This window comes from Streptomyces sp. GQFP (assembly GCF_021545335.1).
Lineage (GTDB): Bacteria > Actinomycetota > Actinomycetes > Streptomycetales > Streptomycetaceae > Streptomyces.
In genome coordinates, this window is sequence record NZ_CP089312.1 from 7772724 (window position 1) to 7797273 (window position 24550).

The window sequence follows — 24550 nt, forward strand, 5'->3', positions numbered from 1 at the left end:
CTTTTGCGCGGACCTCGCCGAGCAGCCGACTCTTGCCGATGCGGGCCTCACCGGTGATGTCGACGAGCCGGGAACGGCCGTTGGCCCGGAACTCCTCGCCCCGTGGCGTGCCGCGCGCGCCGTCTGCCGCACGGTCGAGCAGCGCGTCGAACCGGGCCGGTTCGACGGAGCGGCCCAAGAACGGAGCCCCGTTCCCGCCGTCCCCAACTACCCCGTCCGCTCCCACAGTTGCCCCCTTGTCTTGTGATCGACGTGACCGCCGCGTCGGTGAACCGGGACGGACGGATCTCAAACCCGGGGCGGAGACTCTGCACCTTGGAGGGGGGATCCGAGCTCATGGACCCTTCTTGCGCCGGGCGGACGCCTCCGCCCGGCGTCACCGCTGCACTGGTGATGCCCCCGTGACGCCGTGAAGGCGAGGTCGCGACGCCCAGGGTGCGAATCTGCGGCAACCATGTCTGTGCCCTTCAAAGCCCGTATGCCACAGCCGGCGACACAGGTGGTGTGTCCGGGCCGGGACCCAGGCGTGCAGACCGGGGCGGAGGCGTCGGACCTGCGCGCGCCGGCCGTGTGCGCGTCGGGCTCGGCGATGCAGACCGGGCCGTCGGAGGTCGAGCGGGCGCGGGCGGGTATCGGAAACGCGGCGGTGACCGCGGCGATGAACGGGTCGCCTCCGGGTGCCGGCCCCGCGTGGGCCGGACAGCTGATGTTGGCCGGGCAGGACCTGATCGGTAACCAGGCCGTCGCGGCTCAGGCGGGTGCGTTGCCCACCGCGCTGCAACCCGCCCCGGAACTGCAGCCCACCCCGCCACTGCAGCCCACCCCGCCACTGCAACCCGCCCCGCCACAACCCGCCCCGCCACTGCAACCCACCCCGCCACAGCAACAGCAGCCGGCACAGCAACAGCCGCCCAAGAAGCCGGAGCCCGGGGGGAAGCCGGAGCCGAAGCCTGTCCGGAAGGCGAAGGTTCCGCCCGCACTTCGCCCTGACCAGAAGGACACGAATGGCACGAAGGACACGAAGGGCACCACGGGCCGCCCGGACAAGGGGGCGACGAAGAAGGAAGCCGCGCGCCCCCGGACGCCGGGTGCCGTCGTCGGGGTCGCCGGAGGGGTCGTCGGCCGTCGCGTCGAGCGTGTGAGCCTGGCCGGGCCGCAGCGGCTTTCGTTGCCGTCGTTCGCACGCCGGTTCAACGCGCCGCCCACGCTGCCGCCGTTGCGGGCGGACGCCGCCGCCGACCGGGACGCGCTCGCCAGGGCCTCGCAGGCGTACGCGAGGCTCGTCGAGCGCTCCCGGCGTGCCCATGACGCCCAGTTGTCGCTGCTGGAGCGGCTCGGCCGGGCCGCGCTGAACCGTCATGACCAGGTGGACGCCCGGACACGTTCCCGGGTCGCGGGGGCCGAGAGCGAGCTGGACGATCTGCGCGTCCAGGCGCTGGAAACCGTCGATACCGCGTACCAGGAGGGGACCGTCGGTCTTGCTCGTGCCCTGGGGCGTGGCCGCGGGCTGGTCGCCACCGCCTCTTCCGGTGCGCTGGCCCGGGTGCGATCCAACGCGGAGACGGCCGGGGACCAGATCACCGCGATTGTCGACGAGTTGGCCTCGAACTACACCGTCGTACTCGAACAGAGCGCCGTTGAGATCACCACCGCGGCCGGGGAGGCGATCTCGGCGACCCTGGACTACGGCGCGTCCGCGTCCACGCTGTTCGGGGGCGGGGAGACGCCGCTGGTGGAGGCTCAGAACGAGGCGCGTCGCAAGGCCGTCCCGGGCCTGGTCAAGGACGCCGAGGTGATGCTGAGCGAGGCGTCGACGACGCAGTCGGAGGCCTACCGCGTCCAGATCGACGTGGTGCGCAAGCAGTTCGCCAAGAACGAGTTGACCCTGGCGCTGAACCGACGCAAGAGCGAGATCGGTACCAAGGGCCAGGCCGCGGTGGACAAGGCGACCCGCGCGGCCCACGACGCGCTCGACGAGCAGTCCTCGAACGGCCGTAAGGCGCTGCGCCGGATGGCCGGCGACGCCCGCGAGTCGATCGAGTTGCGGCACACGGCGGCCCGGACACGGCTGATCAGCGAGGCCGACGGGCTGCTGCACGGCTCCTACGCACAGGCCGACGCGGAGCTGACCGGCCTGAAGACGGCCGCGAAGACCGGGCTGCCCGTGTTCGACCGCATGATCACCTCGGTGCACGGCGGGCTCGAACAGGCGGCGGAGAACGGCGCGGACAGCCTGCGCCGGTCCGCGGAGCAGGCCGCTGCGGACACAGGGCCGAAGGTGGATCAACTCGCCGTCGCACAGCAACGCCTGGTGGCCCAGGCCGACGCGTCGACCGGCACGTCGGTGGCCGAAGCTGAGCGGGCCGCGGTCCTGGCCGCCGGGCGGGCACGTGTGGAAGCGGCGGGCGCGCTGCGCGAGACGGGGAGAAGCGGCGCGCGGGGGATCGGTGAATTCGTGCACGGGCACGACGCGTCGTTCGCGGCCACGGCGCGCGGTGTCCGCCAGGTCGCGGACGCGTGGGCCATGCCGCTCGCGCAGGTGTTCGGCAAGGCGATCCGCGAGACCAAGGCGGCGATGACCGAGCCGTTCACCGCGTGGAAGACGGAGACGGGCAAACAGCTTAAGGACTGCATCGGCGGGGCCTTCACGCCGTATCTGAACCCGGCCGCCAGGCTGGCGGGCTCGCTCGGCGCGGCCGCCATCGAGGTGACGCTGAACCTGGAGACGCGGGCCGCCGGTCTGGTGCGCGCGTTCTCGGGCATGGGCACCGAAGAGGCGGACGTGTCGAAGGCGTTGCGCGGGCTGACACCCACGCAGGGCCGTGCGCTGAGCTGGGTGTTCGCACGCGACCACAGCGTCTCGCTCGACTCGGCGCTGCTCGACGAGCTCAGCGGCAGGGAACTCGAGTCCGCGCGCGCCTACCTGCGCGGAGATCAGGTCGCGGGCGCCACAGCCGAGTTGGATGCCTCCACCGGCTTGTTCAACGACGAGGAAGAGCGCATCGAGGACCTCATGCGCAACCTCACGCCCGAGGAGCTGGAGCAGCTCAAGGGCAGCGCGGAGGGCGCGGAGGCCCTCGCGGACGTCCGCGACAACCTTGGCGGCACCGACCTGAAGGTGTTCGACGCGCTCGTCGTCGGCAACCAGAACCTCGCCGACGCGTACCGGATGAAGGACAAGATCGACGAGGCGCGCCAATCCGGCGACCTCGACGCGATCCACAACACCCTCATCGAGTACGGCAAGGCCCCGACCGAGCGCGGCCGTACCCCGGTCACCGCGGACGAGCGGCGGGTGGCGGTGCAGCAGGAGTTCGCGGGCATCATCGACGACGCCGGGCCCGGCACGGCCGCGATCTCACCGCAGGATGCCGCGGCCGCCGTCGAGAAGTACGCGCTCGCGCCGATCGAGGTGGTGACCGCCGGGCCCGACGGCACCACGCAGATCGAGACACGCGAGATCACCGGCGCGAACCGGGACCTCGCGGTCGCGCTCATCCACGGCGGCGAGAACAGCGTGGACGCGCGCGCGGCCCGGCTCGCCGTGGAGACGCAGCGGCCCGGCGGCCCCGACATGCTCAAGCTGGACGCCGCGCTGGTCGACCCGCGGCTCAAACCGGGCGCGAACGTACCGGAGTCGGAGCGCGAGAAGGCGCTGGACGAGCGCAACCAGGTCTTCCAGAGGTATGCCGCCGAATACGGCGGCGCCGACCAGGCCGGCACGGCCGCGACGGCGCAGGCCTATCTGGAGGGCCGGCTGAGCGCCGCGTACGGCGACGACAAGGACGCGGGCGACCTGGCCGTCAGCCTCGCCCACGAGCAGTACCCGACACCGGAGACGGCCGCGCTGGCCGTCAAGTACGCCACGGAGGGCGCCGGCACCGACGAAGAACTGATGTTCCGCTTCGTCGAACGGATGGACCGCGACGAGATCGCCGCGATGCGCGTCTCGTACCAGAACCTCACCGGCACCGCGCTCGACGACGACCTCGGTACGTTCGGCGGCGAGGGCATGTTCACCGAGCTCTCCGGCGACGACCGGCTGCGGATGGAGGTGGCGCTGCTCGGTGTGCCTCGCAACGACCGGGAGGCCGCCGAGGTCGCCGCGTTCCGCATCCAGCAGCAGCGCGACGAGACGGGCTGGCTCGGTTCCTCGCTGGCCGAGGGCAGCCTCGCGGACGAGTCGCTGGAGTCGGCGAAGTCCCGGCTCGACGCCACGCTGGGGGGCGCGACCGTCCGTGTCGACGACCACGGCAACCCGGTCTGGACCGACGCCGAGGGCCGCACCATCGCGCCCGGCGGTTCCGCGTTCGACGAGAAAACCGGCAACTACGCGGGCCAGGACCCGATCGAGTTCGCCTCCGCCGTACACGCGAGCAAGCTGGCGGCCGAGAACTACGCCGCCCAGATCGACACGTACGCCGGCTACCTGACCACCACGATCATGGTGATCGGCGCGGTCGCCGCCGCCGTGGCCACGGTCGCGACCGGCGGCGCGGCCAGCCCGCTGCTGTTGGCCGCCATCGCCGGACTGACCGGCGTCAGCTCGATGGCCGTGCACCGTGCCGTCAGCGGCGGCCGGTACGGCTGGGAACAGGCCGCCGTCGACCTCGGTATGACCGCGGTGCAGGCGCTGACCGCGGGCGTCGGCCAGCACCTGTCCATCGTGGCGCGCGGCGGCACCCAGAGCCTGGCAGCCGGTATGACCACGCTGCGGTCGGCCGAGGGCCTGGCGGGCACCATGGGCGGCATCACCGGCAGCACCCTCGGTGACTTGTTGGTGATCGGCGCCGCCACCGGTGGCCTGGGCGGCTTCGGCGGCGCCCTGCTCGACGAGGCGACCTGGAGCAAGGGCTTCGGGTCCGGCTTCGCGGCGCTGCTCGAAGCCACGCTGACCGGCGCGCTCGCCGGCGCGGCCAGCACGGTGACGTCGCAGGCCTTCGAGTCGCTGCCGGTCGGCCGCGCCGTCGCCGGTGGCCCACGTCCCACGCTCGGCGACGCGCTGAGCGACTCGCTGGCCGCGCGCACGGCTCTGCGCGGCACGTCGTCGTTCCTCGGCGGCGCGACCGGCAAGGGCGTGGAACTGGGCGTGGGCTCGGCGACGGGCAGGTTCCACGGCGACGCGGGCGACATCCTGACGGAGATGGGCAAGGCCGGCCTGGAGTCGGCGGTTCAGGACAGCGCGGCGGGGCCGGTGGAGGGGCCGATCCAGCGCGCCCAGCAGGCCCGGAACCTGCGGGGGGCTGCCGGACACGAACCGGTCTCCGGGCACGGGGACCGCCCCGGCCGGATACCGGACGGGCCCCGGCGCGACGGCCCGGGCCGGCCACCGTCGCTGGAGGACCTGACCGGCCCGGTGCCGACGTCGCCGACCAGCTCCGATCCACTGGCGCGGCCACCCGTGCCGCGCGGGGAGATGGTGGATGGGCCGGAGCCGTCGGCGGCCGACCTTGTGCCGGACGGGCCCCGGCGCGGCGGCCCGCGTCGGCCACCGTCGCTGGAGGACCTGACCGGCCCGCTGCCGACGCCGCCGACCAGCCCCGATCCACTGGCGCGGCCACCCGTGCCGCGCGGGGCGATGGTGGACGGGCCGGAGCCGCCGACGGCCGAGCATCCGGCTGGAGCATCCGGAACGGCGGGGGCGGTGGACTCCCGGTTCCGCGGGGACGCCGTCGAGCCGACCGCCGCCAACGCGCACGATGTGCAGCGACAGATCGAGACGGACACGCCGGCTCACCTGGTCGGCAGAGGTGACCGCCAGTTCGAGGGCGACGTCCACAGTGAGCCCCCTCCGCCACCGTTGCGGATCACGCTCGATCACCGGGACGCGCCGTCGATCGCGGTGGAGATCACCGTCACCGACACGCCGGCCGCGGCGCTCGGCGGTCGCGTGCCGGTCGCCAGGTACGAGCGGGTCCAGGCGGCTGACGGCAGCGTGTACTACAAGGTCGAGGTGTCGTCCGGCGCAGATCCGCGGTACGTCGAGCGGGCGCTCGCTCACGAGTTCGCCGAGATCCGCGCGCATGCGGCCGGAACGCGGACGGACCAGCACGCGCTCGAGCGCAGCTCGAACCTCACCTCGTTGTCCGCGCACGACCGGGGACGCCTGGCCGAGTTCGAGGTGATCGCTCGTCAGGTGGAGAACCACAGGAGGCTGGCCGCAGCGGCGGACGCACCGGACCAATCCGCAGACATCGCCCGGCTGCACGACGACGCGGCCCGCCTCGCGGAGCACCTTGGTCTGTTCGGCCAGACCGGCGCGTCCGGACGGGCCGAACGGCGGGCCGGGAACGCGCTCAGAAACCTGGAGTCCGGCTCGCCTGCGCACCGGCTGCTGAAAGCGATCGTCGGAGATTCGGACAGCGCACCCGTGGGAGCCGGCCCCGACCATCCGCTGCATGTTCGCGACAACCCGTTCTTCCGGGCCTGGATCGGCGGCCGGCAGCCAAGTCCGGCGGACCTGGCCGGTCAGCTGACACTGGCGCTGCGGATGAACGACGTACATCTGGTGGACGCTGTGGTCGGCGACTTCCGGCGGATGCTGCTGGAGGCGGGCGACCTCGCGGTCACCGGCCGGGGGCCCGCGCGGCGATTCGAGGTCCCGGCGGAATCGGAGCGCGCGGCGCTGCGGTCCGCGCTGGAGGGCAAGTACCGCTCGGAACATACGGATATCGCGGATATCCTCGACCGTGCGCTCACGTCCGTCTGGCGGAGCCCGGCGCTCACCGGCCGAGAGGTGCACACGCTCGACCGGGACGCCCCGACGCCGGGCTGGGAGTCGCGCTTCCTCGAAGGCGAGGCGGTCAGCAGGCACGACCTTCTGCTGGACACCCCGGAGTCTCGGCGGTGGGTGGGAACCCGGCAGCTCTCCACGCGGCTGCGGGCGAGACTGGCCAACGTCATGGCGCCGCTTCTCGGCTTGAGCAAGACCAAGGTGGACACCTGGTTGAAGCGCTACGACAAGATCACGAGAAACGCCTCGGAAATGCTCGGCATGTTGGCCGGCACCAAGTATGCCGAGGAGGTTCTGCATCTGAGCGACCCAGTTGTGTTCAAGAACCTCCAGGGTGAGACCAGTCAGGGCAGCGGGCTGCCGGATCTGCTCTACGAGAACCTCGACAACTCGATCGTCCTCATCGAATGCAAGGGCGGCGACGCCGATCTCGGCACTCGCCAGAGCCTCCACGATTCAGCTATTAGGGTGGAGCAGGGGCGTTATGAATACTTGCTGAGCCTTGCGGACGCGATGTCGAACTCGGGTCTGCCCGGCAGGGCGGAGTATGGCGACAAGCTCCTGGCGGCGCTCAGGCTCGGACGGGTCAAGTATTACTACGTGAAGCAGCCCATAGACGCGAAAGGACGCCTGATGCCACCGGAGGTCGGCGAGTTTGATCTCTCGATTCGGGGTCCGCAGCGTGCCCAGTAGCGACTTGACGGGCAAGCTCGAGTTCTGGAGCGGACTGAGGGATGCCCAACTGAGTGGGGAGCCCAGCGGCGCCCACGGCGTGGACCTGCTGGAGACCGAGATCGAGCGGGCGTGCCTCGCGGCCGCGACCGGCGACATCGCCGTCCGGGACGAGGCGCTGCGGGGTATCGCCTCCGCCGGCGCGGCAGCGGCCGTGGGCAGTGTCCGGCGGGTCGGCTCGGTGGAGGTGCCACTGGCCGGCGGATCGTCGTCGTTCCCGGCCTCTGGGGTGGGGTTCACCATCGGTGTGTGGCTCCTGGCGCACGGCGTGGCACAGGCACTGCGGGACGCCGCCGCGCTGAGCGCGCTGTCGGGGTCCGCCCTGATCGAGGATCTGGGCTGGAAGGCGCCGCAGTGGACCGCGGTGGCCCGTGCCGTCCTGGCTCCGGGCGTGGACGCCTCGGCGGCCGCTCGACGCGCGCTGTATCTGGCGGAGGACGCCATCGATCGGGACCACCTGGCTCTTGAGGTAGGGCCGCTGCTCGACCTGGCAGAAGCGGTGGGCCTGCGGCGGCAGGACGAGTTCGACAACGCGCTCGCAGCCGCGGTGCGGGCGTACGACGAGCGGTACAGCGCCGAGGACCGGCGCCGTAGCTCGCTGTCCCACCTGGCTCTCCCGGTGCTGGGACTGGCCGCGTTGGCGCACGACCGGGGGCTGACCGTGCGCATCGAGTCGGAGCGGGTGCCACTCGACCTCGTGCGGGGCGACGTACGCCAGACCCTCGACGCGGTCCGCTACCACTTCCCGCCGGGGCGGCTGCACCGGTCCGAGGAGGTGCACTGGTTCCTGGACCTGGAGGGGTTTCCGCGCGCCGGCCGCACGCATGTGCTGCACGAGGCCGATGGGCGGCTCATGGCGACCTACACCGCCCAGGACGGGCCGGGCCTGCCGGTGGCGACCGTCTCGGTGGAGCCGCCACCGCTGCAACAGGACGCGGACCCGCTCGACGACCTGCTCGACGTGGGCGAGTTGGTGTTGGCGGCGGACCTGCTCGCCGGGCGGGCCGACGGCGAGGGCCTGCCGCTGGAACAGCGCGGCGCCTGGCTGAGCGAGGCGGCCGACTGCCTCGCCGATGCGCGCACCCGCCCGGAGCCGCGCTTCCTGCACGAGCGAGGGCGGGCCGCGTACCGCGCTGAGCCGGGGCGGTTCGATCCGGAGCGGCTCGCCGCCGTGGAGGGTGCTTGGCGCGACATGCTGCGCGAGTGGGGCGCCGGGAGGGAGGCGATCGACCCGCGCGTGCAGGCGGGGATCTCGATGGCCGCGCTCCAGGTCCAGCTGGAGCCGATTCTGCGGGCGATCGCCGCGGACCGGACCGGCGCCGCGCTGCGGGAGCTGCGGCCGCGGGACGCCGACTACGCCAAGGTGTTCGTGCGCGAGATGGTGGAGCCCGCCAGGCAGCGGTACGAGCAGATGTGGGACGCCGGGATCGGCTTCCGGCACCCGGTGGACCGTACGCGGATCCGCATCCACCTCACGCCCGCCGGCGCGCTCGCGGACGACAACGCGATGTCCCGGCCCTTCCCCGGCGGATACCGGTCGGTGGCGAACCTGCTGGTGCCGACGCGCGTGTGGGCCGCGTGGCAGTACCACTCTCCCGGAAACTCCGCAGGCATCTCGTACGACGGACTGGTCTGGTGCGATGATCACTGGGCGTTCTTCCCGAAGCCCTACCGCTTGCTGACCGCCGATTAGATCGTGGCGAGCGCCTGCCGCATCAGTTCCCCCAGCTCCGGCCCGGGTTGGACGCCGGCATTCGGCCCCGCACCCCCGCACCCCCGCATCCCCGTATCCCCGCGTCCCTGGCTTGTCAGGAGGGCCTCGACAGCACCCCGACCTCGCGGCCGAACCCGACCGCGAAGCGTCCGCCCGGTGCTGCCGCGAGTGCGTGCACGGGGGAGGGGAGCAGGTGGTCGGGACCGGCCGGGTGTCCTGCGGTGAGGTCGTGGAACCGTACGGTGCGGTCCTCGCCGTAGGCCGCGACGAGCCCTCCGTCGGACGTCGCCGAGACCGCCAGTGTGTGGCTGGAGCCCGACTCGGCGACCTGGGCGTCGTGGATCTGCCGGCCCGTGGACAGGTTCCAGACGCGTATCGTCCGGTCCCGGGCCTTGCTGATCGCGACGGGAACTCCGTCCAGGGTGGCGGTGGCCACGGCGGTCACCCAGTCGGTGTGGCCGGTCAGGGGTTCGCCGAGTTGTTGGGCGGTGGCGAGGTCCCACAGTCGCACCGTCTTGTCCCAACTGCCCGTCACTGCCACGGGCCGTCCGTCGAGAACCGCGGTGGCGACGGCGGTGACACGGCTGGAGTGGCCGGTGAGAGGTGGGACCAGGGGCTGTCCGGTGGTGAGGTCCCAGACGCCCACGACGCGATCGCTGCCCGCGGTGAGGGCGACGGGCAGGCCGTCCAGGGTCGCCGAGGCGATGGCCAGGACTCTGCCGTGGCCGCTGGGGGACGGGGGGTGAATGGTTCGGCCGGTGGCGAGTTCCACCATGTGCAGGGTGGCGTCGGGAGTGGCCGTGACGACGACCGGGGCTCCGCCCACCATCGCCGTCGCCATGGCGGACACCTCTGCGCTCAGGGGGTCGGAGGCCTGCGAGCCGGTGGTCAGGTTCCAGGTGCGTACGGTGTGGTCGGCGCCCGCGGTGACGACCACGGGGACGCCGTCGAGGACCGCAGTGGCGACCGCCAGGACGGATTCGGTGTGTCCGGTACGGAGCCGGCCGCCGTCCCCTGGGGCAGTGGTGATGTCCCAGGTGCGCACCGCGTGGTCCTCCCCTGCGGTGACGGCTGTGCAACGTCCGTCCACCACAACGGTGGCGACGGCCCACACCTGGCCGGTGTGCCCGGTGAGGGGCTCACCCTGCTGTTCGCCGGTGGCGAGATCCCAGACCCGTACGGTGCGGTCTCGGGATGTCGTGACAGCCAGGGTGCGCGCCCCGACCTCGGCGCTGTCGATGGCCCACACCCGGTCGGTGTGACCGGTCAGGACACTGCCCGCGGGCGTCGGGTCGAGCGCGTGCCAAGGCGTGACGGTGCCGTCCGCACCGGGGACGAGGGAGACGGGCGTGTCCCCCAGCAGCAGGCTCCGGTAGGCGTCCCGCACCCGGATCTCCGAGGCGGACTCGGCGACGACCAGGCCGTTCGTCCGGGCGGAGAGCAGGCTCGCCAGGTCGACGTGCTCTCCCGGACCGCCCTTGGTCAGCTCCTTGCCCGCGGCTGCCTCCAGAGGGATGCTGCGAATGCTCCGCGTACCGTCAGGGCCGGTGGAGTCCATGGGGCTCGCCGGCAGGTCCCAGAAGCGCAGGGTGTCGTCCACGCCCACGGCGAGCGCGACACCGCGCCCTTCCAGGGTGAGGGTCGGGGACGGGCCGTAGGGAAAGAAGACGGGGACGAGGTCGCCGACGAGTTCCGGTGGACCGTCGTAGTGGGTGTCGACGACCACGACCCGGCCGTCGACGACCGTCAGGGTCGACACATTGTCGGCGTACGACAGGACCGACACCGCGTGTTCGTACTCGGCGTCCGTCAGCAGCTCCCGCAGGTCGGCTGCCAGCAGGACGTGGTTTTCCATGTCCCACACCCGCCCGGCCCGGCCCCCCTCCTCCTTGGTTACGGCGATCTCCCACTCCTTGATTCCCGTCGGCCCCTCGGCCGGCAGACACTCGCCGACCTCGCGGCCGGTGGCCAGGTCCCACACCTGCGGGGGGTGGTCCGGCGGGCACGTCACAACGACCTCGCGTCCGTCCAGTACCCCTATGTCCACCATGTGAGGGAACACGCCGAGTCGACCGCCGGTCTCCTGGTCCCACACACCCAGCGTCCGGTCCGCCCCGACGGTCAGCATCACCTGCCGGCCGTCCAGGACCAACTGCCCCATTCCCAGGGCCAGTTCGCCCACGGAACGCCCTGTCGCCGGGTCCCACAGCCTCGCGGTCCTGTCGGCGTGGCACGTGAGGACCAGGGGTTGCCCGTCTACCACCACCGTGGCCAGGGCCAGCAACTCGGGCGACAACGACGACATCGGGTCGGGAGGAGCCGCCGTCAGCGTATGCAGCCGGTCCCCGGTCGTCAGGTCCCAGACACACACCGTCGCGTCACGGCTCGCCGAGACGACGACCGGACGCCCCTCGACGACCGCCGTCGCCACGGCGACCACGGGGGCGTCATGACCGTTCAAGGAGCGGAGCAGCCGGGGATCGGACGCGGAACCGCACGTCCAGTCCACCTGCCAAGAGGCAGGCTCGGGCGAGGAGTTCGCTTCCCGGGACACATGATCAGAACGTTCAGTCATGGCCCCAAAGCTATGGGGCGGCACTGACAACGACCCTCGCGGCGCGGGCCGTTCGGCATGGCGCCGAGGGCGCGCCCGCCCGCAGGACCGTTGCCGATGCGCTGTGCGCGTTCAGTCGGTGACTGTCCTTGCGTGGTCGGTCGCCTCAAGGCTGGTGAGGGTGGCCTTGGCCTGCTCACTCATGGCCGGCGCGAGTTGCAGGACGGCCGGCGGGAGGTTCGCCGTGACCGCCGCGAGTTCCGCGGGAGCGCCCACCCGTTCGAAGAAACCGATGGTGAGATTGCTCATAGCCGGCCGCCCGGTGGTCCGGGCCCGTGCCTGGCTCCTCGCCGTCCTCGACACCTCGGCCGTCGCCGGCGGTCCCGACGACCGGCTCACCCCGCCCGAGGCGCTCACCCCGTGGCCGATGACGGAGCTGTGGCCCGGCGGGTACATCGCCTCGCTGGACTTCCGTACGCCCGCCCCGCCCCGGCCGGGCCGGACGACGGCCTGGGTCTCCACCAGCCTCGCCCTGGTCGACGGCGAGCCCAGCAGCCCGCTCGCGTCCTACGTCTCCCTCGTCGACACCGCCAACGGGATCGCCGTACGACAGCCGCCCACCGCCTGGATGTTCCCCAACGTCGATCTGACCATCCACCTGCACCGCCAGCCCGAAGGCCCGTGGACCGGCCTGGACACCACCGTCACCTTCGGACCCACCGGGCAGGGACTCACCAGCAGCGTCCTGTATGACATCCATGGTCCGGTCGGCCAGGCGGAGCAGATCCTCACCGTGCGGCCGATCCCCGGAACCGGGTCCTGAGCGCCGCCCCGCCTCGTGGACGCCGATGCCGGATCACCTGAATGGGCCTATCATGGCTATTAGGGGAGTTTGTACGGGTGTGGGCCGAGATGGTGCCGCGGTACGGCGCCGTCGGCAGAGCCCTGCCGTACCTTTCCCGATCCTTCCGGCCGTTCACCGGCAGCCACCGGTGGACCGTGGCGCGTCGGCATCCCCAAGGGAGGAACCACGGACATGACAGGTGATCAGCACACCGCTGTGTCGAACCAGCCCGAAGAACTGTCGGCTCTCGCCGCGGAGCAGCCGGTCTTCCGCAGCCCGTCGGAGGGCGTGGCGGGAACACCCGCCCCGCCGGGTTCGGTCGACGGTCTCGAAGACGTGGAGGGTTACCGGCGCCCGGAGTACGACGCGCTCTCCGCCGAGGTGTGGACGGCGCCGACCGTCGTCCTGCCCGACATCGGTGAGGCGTCGTTCGGCCCCGCGCACCCGGTGGTCGAGACCGTTCACCCACCGGACGACCGGGTCCAGATCACGGACACGGCAATCTACCCGTGGCGGGCGCACGCGTCGCTGCTCATCACCGCCGCGGACAACTCCCGGTGGATCGGCACCGCGTGGTTCATCGGTCCGCACACGCTCGCGACGGCCGGTCACGTGGTGTACATCAAGGGCAGCGGTGTGGACGGACGCGACGGGTGGGTCAAGAGCATCCAGGTCATGCCAGGGCGCAACGGGACGACACTGCCGTACGGCTCTGTCACCAGTACCAACTTCCGCTCGGTGACGGGCTGGACGGGTTCCGGGGACGAGAACTACGACTACGGCGCCATCATCATCCCCACGGAACTGGGCTCCACCACCGGATGGTTCGGCTTCGGGGCCTGGCCCGACGCGGATCTGCTCAAGTCCGTCGCCAACATCTCCGGGTACCCGGGGGACAAACCCCCTGGGACGCAGTGGTACGACGGCCGTGGCATCAGCTCGGTGAACCCGTTGAAGGTGTACTACGACATCGACACGGCCGGCGGACAGAGCGGCAGCGCCGTGTACCGCATCGTCGACGGCGGTCGCTACGGCATCGCCGTGCACGCCTACGGCGGGGCGACCGCCAACTCCGGTACCAGGATCACCAGGCCTGTCTACGACAACCTGTCGAACTGGACCGCATGACCGACGGACGGCGCGGTGACGAGTCGGTACGCCTGATCACCGGAGTGGTGCGGGACGTGACCGGCAACCCCGTTCCGGACGCCAGCGTGTACCTCACCGGCGGACCGGAGCCGTACCCCGACATCGCCGTGCTGTCCGCCGCCGACGGGAGTTTCACGCTCGCCGTCCGCGCCGACGGCGTCTACACCGTCCAGTGCAGGACACCGGACGGCGGCGTCTCGGAGGCGAGCGTGACCGCACGCGGCGATCGACCGGCCCAGGCGCTGCTCCGCGTCTGAGGCCGTGGGGTTTCAAGGTCCGGTCCCGGCGGGCTCGAGGTGTCCGCCTCCGGCCCGGCGGGGCTCGCGGGACGACACTGACAGACACTGACCGATCGGCCACACGAACACCCCCTGAACCGGGGGGTGTTCGTGTGGCCGATCGGTCTCGGACTCACTGGATCTCGGACTCACTGGATGGGGGAGTCGGGCGGGGGGAGGCCGATGGCGCGGTCGCGGTCCACGGATTCGACTCCGTCGACCGCCTTCAGAGCCGCGATCCGTTCCTCGGCGATGGTTCCCGACAGCGTGCCGAGGATCGGCTGCTCGCCCGTGACGGTCAAACCGGTTCGTCGCGCGGCCTCGATCACGTCCGCGAACCGGTCGGGGTCAACCGCGAGGATGACTCCGACCGGTTCGGACCGTGTGGACCCGCTCACGGGGCCTGCAGCAGACCCACGCCGACTTCCTCGACGGGTTGGGTCAGCGGGGCCGCGCCGGACAGGAGGCCTGCCCTGAGGTCGGCCGCGGTGGCGTTGGGGTGGGCCTCGGCGAGCAGCGCGACGACACCCGCGACGTGCGGCGTGGCCATGCTGGTGCCCGACATCGACTGGTACCCGCCCCCGGGGGCGGCCGAGTGCACGTCCCTGCCGGGCGCGGCGATGTTGATCTCGCCGCCGTCGCCGTTGATGGCGCCGCAGGAGAAGGACGATGTCGTGAGTGCCTTGTCCAGCGAGGCCACCGCGAGGATGGAGGGGCAGTTGGCGGGTCGGCCGACGGGCCGGATCAGCTGGGGCCGCCGGCTTTCGTTGCCCGCGGCGGCGACGATCAACGTCCCGCGCTCGAGCGCGCGCTGGGCCAGCTTCTCGTACGTCTGGGGGAACAGCTCGCCCGGCCGGACCTGGGCGCCGAGCGACATGGAGATCACCCGTGCGCCGCGGGCGACGGCCCAGGCCATGCCCGCCAGGATCTGGCCGTCGCTGCCGCTGCCCGCGTTGCTGAGCACCTTCCCGGCGAGTATCCCGGCCTCGGTCGCCACGCCGTAGCGGGGTCCCTGCTGGGGGTTGGCCGGGCCGGCGGCGGTGCCGATGCAGTGCGTGCCGTGGCCGTGTCCGTCCTCGACGCTCTCGCCGGGCACGAAGGAGGCCGTCTCCTCGATACGTCCGACCAGGTCCGGGTGGTCGGTGTCCACACCGGTGTCGAGGACGGCGATCTTCACGCCGCGTCCGGTCAGGCTGGACAGGTTGGCCCGGATCGTCTGGAGGCCCCAGGTCCACGTCCGCTCGTCGAGGGCTGGGCCCTGTGCGGCGGCGATCAGGGCGTTGGCCTGGCGTTCGATCACTTCCTCGTCGCTGCGGTAGGACGGGAAGAACGCGGTCGGCGCCCGGTCCGGGGCCATGATCTGCGAGGTGTAGACCATGCGCTCCGGTTCGGCCGCGAGGATCGAGGGATCGGCCTCGGCCGTGGTCACCAGCGAGAGGCGCTGATCGGCCCGCACCTCGACGACGGCGGCGCCGAGTTCCTCGAACTGCACCGAGACGTCGGGGTTCTCGAGGAGCGCGGCGACGTTGGCGGTCTCGGCTCCCCGGACGCGCTCCACGGGCGCGATGTCGGCGGCGGAACGCAGTGCGCTGAGCCCGCTCTCCTGGTTGTTCGGGTCGAGCAGGACCACATACCGACCGGTGTACTCCGCGCCCCGGTCCGATGGGGTGCCGTTGTCACGGTCCGGCTGCTCGCCGTAGGCGTGCCTGTCCAAGGGTCCGTTCGCCATGGAATTTCCCGCTCTCTGTGTGCTTCCCCGGGTCGGTGGACGCGCGCCGATGCACACGGCAGCGCCAGGCTCCACGGATCGTGGGGCAGGGATGATGGGGCGGCGCGGTACGGCCGCTTGTCGACGGGCGACCCGTCGCTCACGGGGCCCTCTCTGCCGGGCCGTTGTCCCGGCAGCGCCCTCTTGTCCACCGTCGCACCGGGTGCAGGGGCCCGCAACACGGCACCGCTGCCGCAGTTCCGGAGGCGTCACCGGCACCACCACGATTTCCGAAACCCCGGCAACCTTTTCGGGCGCGGTGGAGACTACGGGCCGGAAGCTGCCTCAACTGGAGCCTCGCACCGAGTAATCGAGCAGTCGAGCAGTCGAGCAGTCGAGCAGTCGAGCACATGATCTCCGGACCAGGTAAGGACCTCTGCCGTGGCGTCCCGTTCTTCGCGTCGTTCTCCGCGCCCTCCCCTCCATCGGCGGCGGGGCGTTCTCGTCTGTGCCTCCGTGACGGCTGTCGCGCTCGTCATATCCCTGGTCATGGCTCTCCGGCCCGGCAGTGAGGCCGACGACGGGTACGGGGCCGCCTCGTCCGCCGCCGGCGCCCGGGTGATCGCGCCGCCCACCGCGTCGCCGAAGCCGACACCGTCCCCGACGCCCTCCGCCACCCGGTCCGCGTCCCCGAAGGCCACGAAGAAGGCCACCCCGGCGGCCACCCGGACCGCCGTCGCGGCCCCGAAGCCGTCGGCCGCCGCCACCCGTACCGCCGCCGCTCCCCGGCCGGCCTCCGGTGCGGCGCCCCTGGCGGGGCGGATCAAGCCCGGCGTCGACTACACGGGCGTCGCCACCTTCTACGGTGCCGGGAACGGCGACGGTCACGCCTGCTCGTACGGGCCGAGCGCCGACGTCATGACCGCCGCGATGAACACCACCGACTACGAGACGTCCATGGCGTGCGGGGCGTACATCCTCGTCCGCGCGGCGAGCGGCGCGTCCGTCACGGTCCGGATCACCAACGAGTGCCCGGGGGACTGCGCACCCGGCCACGTCGACCTCAGCGCCGAGGCCTTCGCCAAGATCGCCGACCCCGTGGCCGGCCGGATCCCGATCACCTGGAGCCTGCTCAGCCCCGCGAACGCCGACACCCTCTCCGTCCGCTACAAGACCGGGTCCAGCCAGTACTGGTGCGGTATCCAGGTCATCGGCCACCGCAATCCGCTGGCGCGCCTCGAAGTCCGTACCAGCAGCGGCAGTTGGCTCCGGCTGTCGCGTACCGAGTACAACTACTTCCTCTCCGAGCAGGGCAGCGGATGCGGCGGCGCGATCAGGATCAGTGACATCTACGGGGAGCAGCTGACGCTCGACGGGATCGCGGTACGGCCCGATGCCGTGCAGCCGACCAGCGTCCAGTTCGCCGCCCACTGACCCGGCACCGGCCGTTGCTCAGCGGCCCAACGCCCGCAGTACGGACTCCAGTTGGCTCAGCGGTTCCGCGCCGACGATCCGGAGTACGACCGTGTCAGCGCCGGCCGTCGACAGCGCGCCGATGTCCCCGGCGGCCTCCGAGGCGGTGCCGGAGACGGTGAACACCTGGTCCTGCGGGCGGCCCAGCCAGTCGCCGTGGCCCTCGGTGTGCGGGTGCAGGGTGCGTGCCACGTCGTCGGGGTCGTCGCCGACGTAGCAGAACGCCAGTACCGTCAGGGTGTGTTCGGGGCCTGCGCCGCCCTTCGCGGTCAGTGCCCGGGTGTTCTCCAGGTCGCCCGGGTACTGGACGTGCTGGTGAGCGACGGGTGACAGGGCGCGCGCATCGGCGCGGACACGGCCTCACGCCGACAACCTTCGGGCCGCGTCTCCGTTCCGGTTCCGCCAAGCCGTGCGGTGGGCGTGGGCCGCCGATTCGGCGTGGTGCAGGGCTGGGGCGGGGACCGGCAGGGCGCACAGGGTGTCCAGGGTGGTCAGCATGTGCTCGGCGAAGTGGTGGCCTAGGGGGGTGAGGCGGCCGGAGGACAGGGTGACGGTGGTCGCCTCGTGGGCGGCCAGGCGCCAGCGGGCGAACTGGGCGTGCGCGGTGGCGCGCAGCGCCGGGTCGGGTTCCGTCTCCCGGCGGCGCTCCCAGAAGAGGGCGACGCCCAGATGCGCGTACGCGCCGTGGAACAGGCCGGGCAGGGGGCGTGGGTCGGGGCGCCAGGGGGCGTAGAACCGCTCGGGGCCGCCCGGTTCGAACAGGTCGAAGAGGTGGAGCAGCGCCGCCAGTTTGTTGTGCTGCAACTCGTGCGTGAGCGTCACCGCGAGGCCCGTCGCCGAGGTCGGCGGGGACAGGGCCATGCAGCCGAAGGTCTCGGCACTGCTGCCGCTTCTGTTGCCGTGGCCGGGGCGGGTCAGCGGCACCAACAGGTGTGGCCCGGCGGCCAGTTCGGCGTACACCTCGGGATGGTCCGCCCGGAGGAGCCGGCACGCGGCCTGGGCGTGCGTGGCCCAGCGGCGTGCCTCGGTGGCGCCGAGACCCTCCGGGTGGGGCGCCGAGTGCGGGAAGCAGGGTGGGTCGAGGGTGTCGAGGAGGAGCGGGGCGCCGCCGTCGAGGGTGGTGAGGAGGTGGGGGGCGTGCCAACGGGGGGTGGTGCTGGGGGAGTTGTGCGATGGGCCTTTGCTGTACGGGAGTCCGGGCACCGTCACGCTGTCGTCCCGCACCATGATGTGGCAGTGGCCCGCCCCGTCGATGTGCACCTCGGCGCGGTCGCCGGGGCGGGCGTCGGGGAAGTGGGCCCGGCCCAGGGACGGCAGGGCCAGCCAGGGGCCGGTGAGTGGTAGTTCGGCTCGGGTCGGTAGGCCCGCACGGGCCGCCGCTGACACCGCGAGGGCGGTGAACCAGTGGACGGGAGGCGGGAGTTGACCGTCCGGGTGGCGAAGGTGGGCCAGCAGGCCGAACAGGGCCGGGCCCGCCGAGGGGTGGGTCAGGGCTGCCGTCGCCGCGTCGGGGGCTGTGCGGGTGACGTCTGTGAACAGGGTCCAGGCGTGTTCGGCTGCGTCGGCGATCTCGCCGCCGGTGTGCCGTGCTGCCACGGTCACGGCGTATGCGCAGGCGAGGCGTCTGCTGTGTTCGGTGCGGGTCAGTAGGCGCAGGGCTTGGGCGCCGCCGGTGCCTGTGGCGATCGCGTCGAACAGGGCGGCCGGCATGCGGTGTGGCGGCGGGGTCATGCGGGCGCCTTTGAGCTCGGGGGGTTCTGTGCGTTGGCGGGTGCCGGTTCGTTGTGGCTGGTCGCGCAGTTCCCCGCGCCCCTTTGGGGCGCGCCCCTCTGGGGTAGTTCCCGTTCCCCCAAATCCGCGCCCAGACGGCCCCGTACCCGTCCGATCAGCTCCGTCAGGTCCGCGCAGTACACGCTCGGGTTGGCGAAGCCGGTGGCTGGGGCGTAGCGGGTGGCGTAGTGGCCGCCGCCGCAGACCTGGTGGAGGGGGCAGGCTCGGCAGGTGGTGGAGAGGGCGGCCGCGCCCCACTGGCGGGCCGCTATGCCGGGGTGGAGGAGCAGAGTGTCGAAGGAGTGGTGGTGGATGTCGAGGCCGGTGCGGGCGGCGCCGTCGTATGCGGTGCGCAGGGTGTCGTCCTGGGTGAGGGAGCCGTCCGTGTCGACCACGGCGTAGCGGACCGGGGACAGGCCCAGTGCCTCCGTCTGCGGGGTCGCGCCGACTAGCAGGGCCAAGAGGTTGTCCAGGAGCCTGACCGAGGTCTCCTTGGTCCGTGCGCCGTACCAGCGTTCGAAGACCGCCCACAGCCAGTCCGCGTACGGAGTGCGTCGGCCGGTCGGGTCCAGGCCGGGCGGTGGGGTTTGCCAATTGCCCAAGGGGAGGAGGAAGTCGACCGTCGGGGGGTTGTGTGCGAGCAATGCCTCGTACGTGCGTATCGGGTCGTTGCGCAGGTCGATCGTGCACAACAGGGCGCCGAACAGGGGGCGGTGGCGCTCGGTCGAAAGGCGGCGCAGGGCTGCCTCCACCCGGGCGTGGCTGCCCCGGCCGTCGGCGCTTCGGCGGTGGCGGTCGTGGGCCGCGCGGGTGCCGTCCGTGCTCACGCCGATCCGTACGCCCAACTCGCCCAGCAGGTCCAGGCGTTGCTCGGTCAGGCGGAGGCCGTTGGTCTGCAGGGTCATGTGCAGGCGTACTCCGTCGCCTGCCGTCGTGCGCAGGGTGCGTACCGTCCGGGTCAGTGCCTCGTCGCCCATCAGGAGCGGTTCGCCGCCGTGCAGGACCACGCCCGCCTCGGTCGTCCCGTGCGTGGACAGGTGCTCTGCGATGCGTTCGGCCGTGCGGGTCAGGGTCGCCGGGGTCATCGTGCGTGGCTGGGAGCGCCAACTCTGGTCGTGGGAGCGGTACATGTAGCAGTAGTCGCAGGCCAGGTCGCAGCGGCTGTGCACCTTGAGGACGAAGGAGTGCAGCGGAGACGGCACCCAGCCCGCCGCCCGGCGCGCCGCCACGTCGGCAGCCCTCGGCCAGGGCGGTTCGGCGCGGTGCGGTGGCGGTCGGCTCATCCGCTTCCCCCGGCGCACTCTGTTCGGCGTTCGACCTGTATTTCGGTCAGTATTCGCGCGGGGAAACTTCAGCGTCAACATCATGAATGAGCCAACCAAGGTCGACTGGAGGGAAGTTGAGGGACGCTCATGGTCTCCGGCGCCTGCCATGAGGGCAGTTGGCGGCGCTACGCTGGAAGACCGTCCCGAGATCCTCCGACACCCCATGGAGTGACCTGCATGGCAGTCGCCGACGGCACCGCCCCCACCGGGGCGGGTACAGGAGCGGGAGCGGGCGAAAGCCCGGAGCCCGAGGTCGAGTCGGTCGTTCTCGACCTCGCCGCCCTGCCGCCCGAGGACATCGAGGCCCTGCCCGACTCGGTGCTCGGCGCCCTGCTGCGCCGGGTGTACGACAGCTGTGCCGAGGGCAACCCCTTCGTCACCGGGCACAGCGAGAGCGTATGAGACGCGGGGCGCGCGTCATGGCACGCGGGAGGGGGTCGGACACCGTCAGTCAGGTGTGCGGAGTCCTATACTGGCGCTCCCTGAATGCACCCTTTAGCTCCTTTGATCCACTTATCCCCTTTGTTTCCCTTGTTCACCGCCGCGCCGAGCGGAGAAGTCATGCCAGACGCCAACACCCCTGACCGGCCGGGGCCGTTCGCGGTCTTCCTCGCCACCTCCGAGAACCTCGGCCTGAGTACGACCCTGCGCAACGTCGCCGACATCCTCGCCGACACCAACCGCAGCGTCCTCCTCGTCGACGGCCGCCACGGTGAACCCGGCGAGAGCGCGCCCCTGCCCGACCCCGAACCCGGCCGGGTGCACACCGCGACCGCCCCCGGCGGACCCGGGCTCGCCGACCTCGCCGAGGCCCCCGTCGCCGCCGAGTACGACCATCTCCTCGTCGAGGCCCCGGTACCGGACACCTCCGAGACGACGGAACCGGCGCGCTTCGCCGCGTACGCCGACACGCTCGTCGTCTGTTTCGCGATGACCGCCTGGTCCATCGACGGGGCCGCCGCACTCGCCGAGGACCTGATGACCCGCCGGGGCGACCGTCCCGTACGACTGCTCACCCTCGGCCTCAAGAGCGACGTCGGTGTCCACGACCGGCTGCGCGACGCACGCCAGCGGGTGCGCCGGAAGTTCGCGCCGGTCGCCGCCGCGCTCGGCGCGACCGACATCCCGTTCCTGGAGATCCCGTACAACCCGCTCTACCAGGACAGCCGCAGCCTCGCCGTCGACGCCGAGGACGCCGGCACGATCAGCGGGCTGCGCCCCTACTACGAGCAGCTCGCCGACTGGCTGCGCGCCCGCCGCACCGCCCGCCTCACCGATGTCACCGTCGTCCACTCGACCCGGCACGCCCTGTGGGCCGCGTGGCTGCGCGACCGGCTCGCCGTCAAGGGAGTGCGGACGGAACTGCGCCGCGCCGATACGTACGCCGGTGAACGGCCCGATCCCGGTTCGGCGTTGCTCTTCCTGTCGCCCGACGACGCCGACGACACGCTCCTCGAACAGATCGGCGCCCTCTCCCACACCGACGTCCGCATCCTGCTCGTCGACGAGCCGTTCCCGCACACCCAGGCCGCCCACCACGAGCGGATCGACCTGCGCGACACCACCGAGGAAGGGGCCCTGCGGGCGCTCTACACCGGCCTCGGCCTCGGTGCGCCCGAACCCGGCGACAACAGCGGTGGCGGGGCCGGGTTCCCGCGCCTGCCGGAGACCACCAACGTGGGGCCGCGCAACGCCGCCTTCGTGGACCGCCCAGGACTCCTCGGCACGCTCCACGAGGAGCTGCGCGGCGCCGCCCGCGACGGCGCCTGCCTGGTGCTGCACGGCCCCAGCGGCTGGGGCAAGAGCGACACCGTGCACGAACTGTGCCACCGCTACGGAGCCTCGTACGACGTCGTGTGGTGGGTGCGCGCCTGGGAGCGCACCCGGGTCGAACGCGGCCTCGGCCGGCTCGCCGGGCGCCTCGGCGCGCCCGAGGACCGCGTCGGCACCGACGAGGACGGCATCTCCCGGCTGCTGTCCCGGCTCTCCCGCACCGACGCCGAGGCCGACAGCTGGCTCATCGTGTACGACGGTGTCACCGACCCCGTCGAACTGCACGGCCTGCTGCCCGTGCCGCACGAGCGTGGGCATGTCCTCGTCACCAGCCGGACCGCACCGCCCGGCGCCGACCCCGACGGAGACGTCCGGCCGCCGCATCTGCGGCCCTTCCCCATCGCCCCGATGGACGCCGAGGAGAGCCGCGCGCTGCTCGCCGAGAAGGTCCCGGAGATCACCGAACGGCAGGCCCGGCAGATCGGCAGCGTCGTCGACTCCGTCCCGCAGGCCCTGCACATCGCCGGCCACTGCCTGGCCGAGCGGACCGCCGCGCACCGCCGCGACGACCACATGAACCAGGACGCCGCCGTCCGTGCCGCCGTCGGCGACCTGCTCGCCGAGTACCGCGCCGGCAAGACCGACCTGCTGCGCACCCGCGACGCGGTGAGCCCCGTCGAGGTGATGGTGCAGGTCGCCCGGCGTGTCGTACGGACCACGCCCGGCGCGCTCGCCTGGAGCGCCGAGAGCCCCGAACGCGACGCCGTGGGCTGGTTGTTGGGCGCCGCCTCCCTGCTCACCGGACGCGGCATGGGCCTGGAGCTGCTGCGTTCGCGCCGCATCCTGTCCGAACTGGCCCACGACGACGAATCGGCGACGCCCGCCCCCGCCGGCACCGAGACCCTGCTGCCCGACGAGCACATGGTCAGCGTCGCCCTGTGGGCGCTGGCCCAAGTCGGCCTGCTCGACGTCGACTTCGACCGCACCCGCCAGCCCCTCGTCCAGCACCACGGGCTGCGCGACCTGATCCGCGCCGGCATGGACCCCGACGAACGCGCCCACATCGAGTCCGTGTTGCGCAGCGTCCTGTCCGAACACGCCCCGCAGGGCCCCGACCTGCCCGCCGACTGGGCCCGCGAGGTGTTCTCGCTGCGCCTGTGGGAGGACCCCAGGCCCCGGGTGCGCCGCTCGCTGCTGCGCCACCTCAACGCCCTCGGCCAGCGCGCCGAGGCCGCCGACCTCGACCGCCTCCTCGACATCGCCGGGCGCGCCCGTGAGCAGTGGCGAACCGACGACGAGGACGCGGGCGACGAACAGTCCCCGGAATACCTGCGGTTGCTCAACTTCGTCGCCCGCGCCCACCGGCTGCGCGGCGACTACGACCTCTCCCGGCAGATCGCCCAGGACGCGCTGCGCGGCCACCGCAGGCTCCTCGGCATCACCCACCCGCGCACCCTGCTCTCCGCCGACTCCTACGCCGCCACCCTGCGCGCCCTCGGCCGCTTCGACGACGCCCTGCTGCAACTGCGGCCCGTCCTGGACGGCCTCACCCTGCTGCTCGGCCCACAGCACCCGGCGACCATCCAGGCCGAGCACAACCTCGCCCTCACCGAGGCGCTCACCGGCCGGATCACCCCCGCCCTGACCGCGATCCAGGACCGCTTCCGCTACCGGCAGGCCGTCGGCGGCAAGGACGACCCCGTCGCCTGGGAAGCCGCCGAACTCCTCGCCTACCTGTACCGCGCCGCCGGACGCGACGGCGAGGCCCGCGACCTGCTGCGCCAGAAGCTGCGCCGGTACGGCGACACCTGGGACCTCGTCCGGCTCCGTACCGAGGTCGGCCTCGCGATCAGCGAACGCCGGCTCGCCGACGGCTTCCCCGCCCTCAAGGACCCCCTCTACAGCTACGAACTCGCCCACGAACGCGACCTGCGCGCCCTCGGCCTGTACGTCGACCGGTTCGGCCCCGACCGCTTCGACACCGTGCGCTGCCGGTTCAGCTACGCCGCCGACCTGCACGCCCTCGGCAAGGCCGACGAGGCCGAACACCAGGCCCGCCAGTGCGTGGAGACGCTCGGCCGGTGGTTCGGCGCCGGGCACCCCTACACCGGCCTCGGCGAGGTACGCCACGGCGTCTATCTGCGGGCCACCGGCGACGTACGGCTGGCCGAGGAGGTCGGCCGGGGCGCGCTCAACCTCCTCACCCACAAGCTGGGCCGCGCCCACCCCTGGGTCGCCGTCGCGGAGAACTCCCTGGCCGCCACGTTCGCCTCGGCGGGCCGCACCGAGGAGGCCGTCGAACTCGCGGGCACCGCCCTGGCCCGCCTCGGTGACCTGGGCATCGCCCACCGCCTCGGCGGCCGCCGGGTCCGCGCCCACCTGGACCACCTCACCGGCACCGACCCCACCAGGCCGGTCCCGCCCTCGGGGTACGACATCGACCTGGAACTGCCCGACGTATAACGGTAATTGGCCGTAATCAACTGCAATTGCCCGA

14 protein-coding genes and 1 pseudogene are annotated in these 24550 nt (G+C 72.2%); 8 read left to right on the forward strand and 7 right to left on the reverse strand.

The features are described from left to right. The first annotated feature begins 526 nt into the window (after positions 1-526). Together LUX31_RS35155 and LUX31_RS35160 are read left to right on the forward strand one after the other, a co-directional pair. Complete coding sequence (locus LUX31_RS35155; protein ID WP_235479340.1) at positions 527-7426, forward strand: hypothetical protein; 6900 nt, start codon at positions 527-529, stop codon at positions 7424-7426. A 4-nt stretch (positions 7427-7430) separates the two neighbouring features. Continuing rightward, positions 7431-9158, forward strand: a complete 1728-nt coding sequence (locus tag LUX31_RS35160; protein ID WP_235479341.1) for an Imm49 family immunity protein — start codon at positions 7431-7433, stop codon at positions 9156-9158. Positions 9159-9273: 115 nt separating this feature from the next. On the opposite strand, the gene LUX31_RS35165 is transcribed toward LUX31_RS35160, so the two are convergent. Together LUX31_RS35165 and LUX31_RS35170 are read right to left on the reverse strand one after the other, a co-directional pair. After that, entirely contained in the window at positions 9274-11754 is a 2481-nt protein-coding gene (locus LUX31_RS35165) for a WD40 repeat domain-containing protein (protein ID WP_235479342.1), read from the reverse strand. 111 nt (positions 11755-11865) lie between these two features. Further along, a complete protein-coding gene (locus tag LUX31_RS35170; RefSeq protein WP_235479343.1) occupies positions 11866-12042 on the reverse strand; it encodes a hypothetical protein in 177 nt (58 codons plus the stop codon). Here LUX31_RS35170 and LUX31_RS35175 point away from each other — a divergent pair. The 3 genes and pseudogenes from LUX31_RS35175 to LUX31_RS35185 form a co-directional block, all read left to right on the forward strand. Further along, positions 12038-12556 (forward strand): annotated as a pseudogene (locus tag LUX31_RS35175) (thioesterase family protein); the annotation flags it as partial. The gene LUX31_RS35170 and the pseudogene LUX31_RS35175 sit on opposite strands and share 5 nt — an antisense overlap. 213 nt (positions 12557-12769) lie before the next feature. Then, the gene (locus tag LUX31_RS35180) at positions 12770-13705 is read left to right on the forward strand and encodes a trypsin-like serine peptidase (protein ID WP_235479344.1); all 936 of its coding nucleotides are present in this window, start codon (positions 12770-12772) and stop codon (positions 13703-13705) included. Further along, complete coding sequence (locus tag LUX31_RS35185) at positions 13702-13983, forward strand: carboxypeptidase-like regulatory domain-containing protein (RefSeq protein ID WP_235479345.1); 282 nt, start codon at positions 13702-13704, stop codon at positions 13981-13983. Before LUX31_RS35180 ends, LUX31_RS35185 begins: the two co-directional genes overlap by 4 nt. A 170-nt stretch (positions 13984-14153) precedes the next feature. On the opposite strand, the gene LUX31_RS35190 is transcribed toward LUX31_RS35185, so the two are convergent. Together LUX31_RS35190 and LUX31_RS35195 are read right to left on the reverse strand one after the other, a co-directional pair. After that, positions 14154-14402: a hypothetical protein gene (locus tag LUX31_RS35190; protein ID WP_235479346.1), complete on the reverse strand. Its 249-nt coding sequence runs from the start codon at positions 14400-14402 to the stop codon at positions 14154-14156. Beyond that, the gene (locus LUX31_RS35195; RefSeq protein ID WP_235479347.1) at positions 14399-15733 is read right to left on the reverse strand and encodes a S8 family peptidase; all 1335 of its coding nucleotides are present in this window, start codon (positions 15731-15733) and stop codon (positions 14399-14401) included. The genes LUX31_RS35190 and LUX31_RS35195 overlap by 4 nt, the downstream gene beginning before the upstream one ends. A gap of 420 nt (positions 15734-16153) precedes the next feature. Here LUX31_RS35195 and LUX31_RS35200 point away from each other — a divergent pair, with 420 nt between their 5' ends. Then, on the forward strand, positions 16154-17146 hold the full coding sequence (locus LUX31_RS35200) for an RlpA-like double-psi beta-barrel domain-containing protein (protein ID WP_235479348.1): 993 nt from the start codon (positions 16154-16156) through the stop codon (positions 17144-17146). Positions 17147-17164: 18 nt separating this feature from the next. On the opposite strand, the gene LUX31_RS35205 is transcribed toward LUX31_RS35200, so the two are convergent. The 3 genes from LUX31_RS35205 to LUX31_RS35215 all read right to left on the reverse strand — a co-directional run bounded on the left by LUX31_RS35205 (position 17165) and on the right by LUX31_RS35215 (position 20238). Then, the gene (locus LUX31_RS35205) at positions 17165-17377 is read right to left on the reverse strand and encodes a hypothetical protein (RefSeq protein ID WP_235479349.1); all 213 of its coding nucleotides are present in this window, start codon (positions 17375-17377) and stop codon (positions 17165-17167) included. A gap of 168 nt (positions 17378-17545) precedes the next feature. Further along, entirely contained in the window at positions 17546-18916 is a 1371-nt protein-coding gene (locus LUX31_RS35210; protein WP_235479350.1) for an HEXXH motif domain-containing protein, read from the reverse strand. After that, on the reverse strand, positions 18913-20238 hold the full coding sequence (locus LUX31_RS35215; protein WP_235479351.1) for an FxsB family cyclophane-forming radical SAM/SPASM peptide maturase: 1326 nt from the start codon (positions 20236-20238) through the stop codon (positions 18913-18915). Before LUX31_RS35215 ends, LUX31_RS35210 begins: the two co-directional genes overlap by 4 nt. Before the next feature lie 219 nt (positions 20239-20457). On the opposite strand from LUX31_RS35215, the gene fxsA reads away from it, so the two are divergent. Both fxsA and fxsT read left to right on the forward strand, forming a co-directional pair. Next, the gene (gene fxsA, locus LUX31_RS35220) at positions 20458-20682 is read left to right on the forward strand and encodes an FxSxx-COOH cyclophane-containing RiPP peptide (protein ID WP_235479352.1); all 225 of its coding nucleotides are present in this window, start codon (positions 20458-20460) and stop codon (positions 20680-20682) included. A gap of 159 nt (positions 20683-20841) precedes the next feature. Beyond that, positions 20842-24516: an FxSxx-COOH system tetratricopeptide repeat protein gene (gene fxsT / locus LUX31_RS35225; RefSeq protein ID WP_235479353.1), complete on the forward strand. Its 3675-nt coding sequence runs from the start codon at positions 20842-20844 to the stop codon at positions 24514-24516. Positions 24517-24550 lie beyond the last annotated feature (34 nt).

Coding starts and splice junctions, on each gene's coding strand:
- LUX31_RS35195 (WP_235479347.1), bottom strand. CDS start 15,733: ATGGCGAACGGACCCTTGGACAGGCACGCCTACGGCGAGCAGCCGGAC.
- LUX31_RS35185 (WP_235479345.1), top strand. CDS start 13,702: ATGACCGACGGACGGCGCGGTGACGAGTCGGTACGCCTGATCACCGGA.
- LUX31_RS35165 (WP_235479342.1), bottom strand. CDS start 11,754: ATGACTGAACGTTCTGATCATGTGTCCCGGGAAGCGAACTCCTCGCCC.
- fxsA (WP_235479352.1), top strand. CDS start 20,458: ATGGCAGTCGCCGACGGCACCGCCCCCACCGGGGCGGGTACAGGAGCG.
- LUX31_RS35180 (WP_235479344.1), top strand. CDS start 12,770: ATGACAGGTGATCAGCACACCGCTGTGTCGAACCAGCCCGAAGAACTG.
- LUX31_RS35210 (WP_235479350.1), bottom strand. CDS start 18,916: ATGACCCCGCCGCCACACCGCATGCCGGCCGCCCTGTTCGACGCGATC.
- LUX31_RS35215 (WP_235479351.1), bottom strand. CDS start 20,238: ATGAGCCGACCGCCACCGCACCGCGCCGAACCGCCCTGGCCGAGGGCT.
- LUX31_RS35170 (WP_235479343.1), bottom strand. CDS start 12,042: ATGAGCAATCTCACCATCGGTTTCTTCGAACGGGTGGGCGCTCCCGCG.
- fxsT (WP_235479353.1), top strand. CDS start 20,842: ATGCCAGACGCCAACACCCCTGACCGGCCGGGGCCGTTCGCGGTCTTC.